At 40.2% G+C, this 6,201-nt stretch carries 1 protein-coding gene; it reads right to left on the bottom strand.

Annotated features, from left to right (window positions below; translation table 11 throughout):
* Positions 1–6,201, bottom strand: a 6,201-nt coding sequence (locus ACJJV4_RS07650; RefSeq protein ID WP_405293075.1) for a beta strand repeat-containing protein, incomplete at both ends; no start/stop codon positions are given.

Raw genomic sequence — 6,201 nt, forward strand, 5'->3', positions numbered from 1 at the left:
CTGTTCCTCCGGCAACGCCATCTACTGGAGTTGCTGTGAAGTCGTTGATTACAGCATCGATGGTACCGTCTACTACGATATCTACTGTCGTGGTATCACAGTTACTTGGTACGGCTTTTTCACAAATGGTATACGTTAAGGTGTAGTTTCCTGAGTCTGCATCTGCTGGTACAATGACGTTTCCGTCAGCATCGATAGTAACGCCGGTTAATCCGCCATCATTATCTAATGTGATGTTGATTAAGGTATCATCTACTAGAGTGCCATTTAAGGTATCATTCGCTGTAACATCGCCTGCTGTCCCACCGGCAACGCCATCTACTGGACTTGCTGTGAAGTCATTGATTACAGCTTCGATAGTACCATCTACTACGATATCTACTGTCGTGGTATCACAGTTACTTGGTACGGCTTTTTCACAAATCGTATACGTTAAGGTGTAGTTTCCTGAGTCTGCATCTGCTGGTACAATAACGTTTCCGTCAGCATCAATAGTAACGCCCGTTAATCCGCCATCGTTATCTAATGTAATGTTGATTAAGGTATCATCTACTAGAGTGCCATTTAAAGTATCATTGGCTGTAACATCGCCTGCTGTTCCTCCGACAACGCCATCTACTGGACTTGCTGTGAAGTCGTTGATTACAGCATCGATGGTCCCATCTACTACGATATCTACTGTCGTGGTATCACAGTTACTTGGTACGGCTTTTTCACAAATGGTATACGTTAAGGTGTAGTTTCCTGAGTCTGTATCTGCTGGTACAATGACGTTTCCATCAGCATCGATAGTAACGCCCGTTAATCCGCCATCATTATCTAAAGTGATGTTGATTAAGGTATCATCTACAGCTGCGCCATTTAAGGTATCGTTGGCTGTAACATCGCCTGCTGTTCCTCCAGCAACGCCATCTACTGGAGTTGCTGTGAAGTCATTAATTACAGCATCGATACAGCTCACAATAATAGTGAATGCCGGAGATTCAGTAGAACAAGAATTTCCATCTGATACTGTATAAGTAATATTAGTTGATCCTGCAGATACAGCAGTAACTACTCCGGTATTAGCGTCAATCGATGCTACTCCAGGAGAACTTGAACTCCATATTATAGTTCCCGTCGCTGTTGTTGATAAAGTCGTCGTTTCAGTATTACAAAGAAGTCCGTCTCCTGTAATAACAGGAGCATTAGGCACATCATTTATTGTTACTGAAGCTGTTGAACTATTTGGACACGTTCCCGCCGACGTATATGTTACTGTATAAGTTGCAGGAGTTGATGCACTCACATCAATCGCTCCCGTTGAACCATTGATGGATAAACCTGCTCCACTTGAAAATGTTCCGCCGGCTAATCCTGTAATTGTTGGGGTTGGATCCGTAGCATCTACACAATATGCGGCAGCAGCATAACTGAAACTGGCATCGTCTAAAGCATTGATTGTTACTGAAGCTGTTGAACTATTTGGACATGTTCCCGCCGTAGTATATGTTACTGTATAAGTTGCAGGAGTTGAGGCGCTCACATCAATCGCTCCCGTTGAACCATTGATGGATAAACCTGCTCCACTTGAAAATGTTCCGCCGGCTAATCCTGTAATTGTTGGGGTTGGATCCGTAGCATCTACACAATATGCGGCAGCAGCATAACTGAAACTGGCATCGTCTAAAGCATTGATTGTTACTGAAGCTGTTGAACTATTTGGACATGTTCCCGCCGTGGTATATGTTACTGTATAAGTTGCAGGAGTTGATGCGCTCACATCAATTGCTCCCGTTGAACCATTGATTGATAAACCTGCTCCACTTGAAAATGTTCCGCCGGCTAATCCTGTAATTGTTGGGGTTGGATCCGTAGCATCTACACAATATGCGGCAGCTGCATAACTGAAACTGGCATCGTCTAAAGCATTGATTGTTACTGAAGCTGTTGAAGTATTTGGACATGTTCCCGCCGTCGTATATGTTACTGTATAAGTTGCAGGAGTTGATGCGCTCACATCAATTACTCCGGTTGAACCATTGATTGATAAACCTGCTCCACTTGAGAATGTTCCGCCTGATAATCCTGTAATTGTTGGGGTTGGATCCGTAGCATCTACACAATATGCGGCAGCAGCATAACTGAAACTGGCATCGTCTAAAGCATTGATTGTTACTGAAGCTGTTGAAGTATTTGGACATGTTCCCGCCGTAGTATATGTTACTGTATAAGTCGCAGGAGTTGATGCACTCACATCAATTACTCCGGTTGAACCATTGATTGATAAACCTGCTCCACTTGAGAATGTTCCGCCGGCTAACCCTGTAATTGTTGGGGTTGGATCCGTAGCATCTACACAATATGCGGCAGCAGCATAACTGAAACTGGCATCGTCTAAAGCATTGATTGTTACTGAAGCTGTTGAAGTATTTGGACATGTTCCCGCCGACGTATATGTTACTGTATAAGTTGCAGGAGTTGATGCGCTCACATCAATTACTCCGGTTGAAGCATTGATTGATAAACCTGCTCCACTTGAGAATGTTCCGCCGGCTAACCCTGTAATGGTTGGGGTTGGATCCGTAGCATCTAAACAATATGCGGCAGCTGCATAACTGAAACTGGCATCGTCTAAAGGATTTACGGTTAAGGTAGCTTCCGCCTCAGCGAAACAAATATTAGCCTCATTTGTAAAAACGACTCTATAGATGTTTCCATCCATGGTATTAGTAACATTTGTTAACTCGAGTGAAACTGTCGTCCCACTTGCCACAGTACCTGTCTCGGAAGCTAAATTAGAATAAGTAGCTCCATCAGTACTAACAGACCACTGATAGGTAACATCTGTACTTGCAGTAGTTCCAGTATTCCCCGCAACTGGTGCAGCACTTGCAACAGCATCAAACTGCGCTGTTTCTTTTTCACATTTTACTTCATTTGAAGGTGCTGTATCTATAGCTAAGGTCATTCCTTCTTCAAAAGTATTTAATCCCCCGGCAGTAGTTGCAGGTATTGTGTTGTATGCATTTCCGGTAACTCCAGCTAAAATTACTAATCCATTTGCATCGACACCTCCATTTGCTAATGTTGGTGTATCTGGTCCATAAATTCCCGTATCATTATCATCGGCATCGATATTGTTATAAGCTTCATCGGCATCACTACACCCATCTCCATCAGAATCTAAATCTAAATAATTAGGTATACCATCACAATCTGCATCACAAGGAACTACATGGTTTAATGTAAAAGATTCATATGAAAGTGCAGTAGAACCTGAGCTTCTGTAATAGTCAATTTCTACCCATTCTACTTTTTCGCCGTTTGAGTTTACTTCCCAAACATTCAAATTCCCTCCGAAACCACCAGCAACATTATCAAAAGCTACACTATTTGTTCCGCTTCCGCTAACGGTTGGCCCACCATTTGTTCCCGTATTATCTGTACTAGCATTAAAATCAGGTCTTTTATAAGTTTGCCCAAATAAAGGCACATTAGAAGTTATAATTAAAGCTTCATCTGCAGCTAAATTACCATGTGAAAGACTTGAAAGGTCTAAAATTTCGGCACCACTAGTAAACTCAATTCGGTATCTAATTCCTCCATCGCAACCAGCAAGTTTATCGATACCAATATTATCACCATAAGCAGCATTAGTAAATCCTTTAAACGAATCGACATCTGCGCATATATTAACATTATTAGAGGCCGCTCTAGACGGAAACGCGGTTACTGTGTAAGATATAGCATCACCATCCACAGGACAACCAGGAACAGTAAAGTTTTGTGTTAATAGCTGTGGTGTATTTGTTCCATCATGCAATGCAACATTATCGATTGATGCATTAACCGCAGCAGCAGATATGGCTTCTGTGCCATTTCCACAAGATTGCTCTACAGTATCTAAAATACCATCGTTATCATCATCTAAATCACAATAATCGCCAATAGTATCTAAATCATTATCAGAGAAAAGCGAACTTAAGCTATTACACGGATCGCACTCTGCAGCTTGTACGGAGTCATTAATTGAAGACACATCATCTTGACCTTCTGTTCCCGCTCCTGCAGTACCAACATTTGTTGCAATAGGTATTCCGTTATCATTTACAGAAGTATTTATACTACCATCGCTATTTAAATTAGCATATACTAAACCTGCATCGCCTTCTAGGGCATCAAAACAGCCATCGTTATCGCTATCGAGGTCTAAATGATCATAAATACCATCATCATCTGTATCCGCATAAAAAGGACACAAAATACTAACTCTCCAACCAATATTATCGGCATTCGCGTCAGATGCCTGAGCTATTACAATTCTATCTATGGGCTTATCTATATTAAATCTAAAATTTGCTTCTTGCGCCGATCCTCCTACAATTGCCGCTATTGCATCTCCACTAACCGGGTCGTAAGAAGCTCCTGTACCTACTGTACCACTTGTTGCATAAATAACAGCAGGGAATTCAACCTGAACGCCATTATTAAAAAATTTAATATTTTGACTTTCGTTATAAGAACCTGAGCCATTTCTTGCTAAACTTCTTACATTAAATTCTGATGATAGTATGAGTTCTGAAAATACAATTTCCGTTGAAGTACCGGTAACACCATTAATTGAATTACGACTTTGCATATCTACCTGTATAGTACCGTCGGTATAATTAGGAGAAGTAGCTCCGAAACTACCTGAACCTATTGTTGTCGTAGCTATAGCTGTAACATCGCTATCAAAGTCTTTAATATAGGCTATTAAGTCTCCATCATTACTATTTGCAGTTATTTGGTTGTGCGATGAATCTGTAAAATGTATATTAGTAGAAGAACTTGCTCCACAATTTTTATTGTATTCATCTACATCTAAAATACCGTCATTGTCGTCGTCTAAATCACAACCATCCGGTATACCATCTTTATCATTATCAGAATAAAGAGAACTTGAGGTATTGCAAGAATCGCACTCTGAAGCCTGTATGGCATCATTTGTTGATGACACATCATCTTGGCCAGTTATTCCTGCTCCGGCCGCACCAACATTTGTTGCAATAGGTATTCCGTTATCATTTACAGAAGCGTTTATACTACCATCGCTATTTAAATTAGCATATACTAAACCTGCATCACCTTCTAAACTATCTGGACAACCATCTCCATCAGAATCTAAATCTAAACCATTCGGAACGCCATCTCCGTCTATATCATTATTACAAGCTGTTGAAAATTCAAAATTAAACGAGTAGCCCCCTATATATCCCAAATTTGTATATCTTATTTCAATTTCATCCTGAGGGTTTACCGTAATACTTTCTGCTGTATTCGGGCTTGAAGTTGATCCACAACAAAATGCTTTAAAACTTACTCTCGATCCATTAACAAACACTTCTAGAACATCATCAACGCCAAAACCAGGACCACCAAATGATAATTGACCAGGCAAAGTAAACTGCCTTTTAAATATTGTTTGATAGTAAGGTTGAAATGTAATATTATCTGAATTTGAGCCCACATAATTAGCAGGAACTAAACTTGTACTTGTATTGGTATCGAAAGGTCCTGTTTGTGAATATGATCTCGAGTCTGTAAAACTAAATGAATTTATACCTAAAAAGGCTTCGCCTTTAAAAACAGGTGTTCCAACACTACCGTTTAACTGGCTATCTTGATTACTGTTCCCAAACGTTGATCCGGCTATAGCAAAGAAACCGTCATAATATTCTGCATCCCAATATCCAACAGGAAAATTTCCGTCTTGAATACCATCTGGTAGAACATTAGTTGCATTACTTTCATAACATTCATCGACATCTAAAATCCCATCATTATCATCGTCTAAATCACAATCATTACCAATACCATCATTATCATTATCAGAATAAAGAGAACTTGAGGTATTACAAGAATCGCACTCTGCAGCCTGTATGGCATCATTTGTTGATGACACATCATCCTGACCAGTTGTTCCTGCTCCGGCGGCACCAACATTTGTTGCAATAGGTATTCCGTTATCATTTACAGAAGCGTTTATACTACCATCGCTATTTAAATTAGCATATACTAAACCTGCATCACCTTCTAAACTATCTGGACAACCATCTCCATCAGAATCTAAATCTAAATGATCCGGAGTACCATCACTATCCGCATCTAAAACCTGAAGTAATAAATCTAGATTACTTGGAGCCGTGTAATTACTGTAAGTACATGGATCAAAATTCA

Origin of the sequence: Algibacter sp. Ld11 (genome assembly GCF_045066735.1) — a bacterium.
Classification (GTDB): Bacteria; Bacteroidota; Bacteroidia; order Flavobacteriales; family Flavobacteriaceae; genus Algibacter.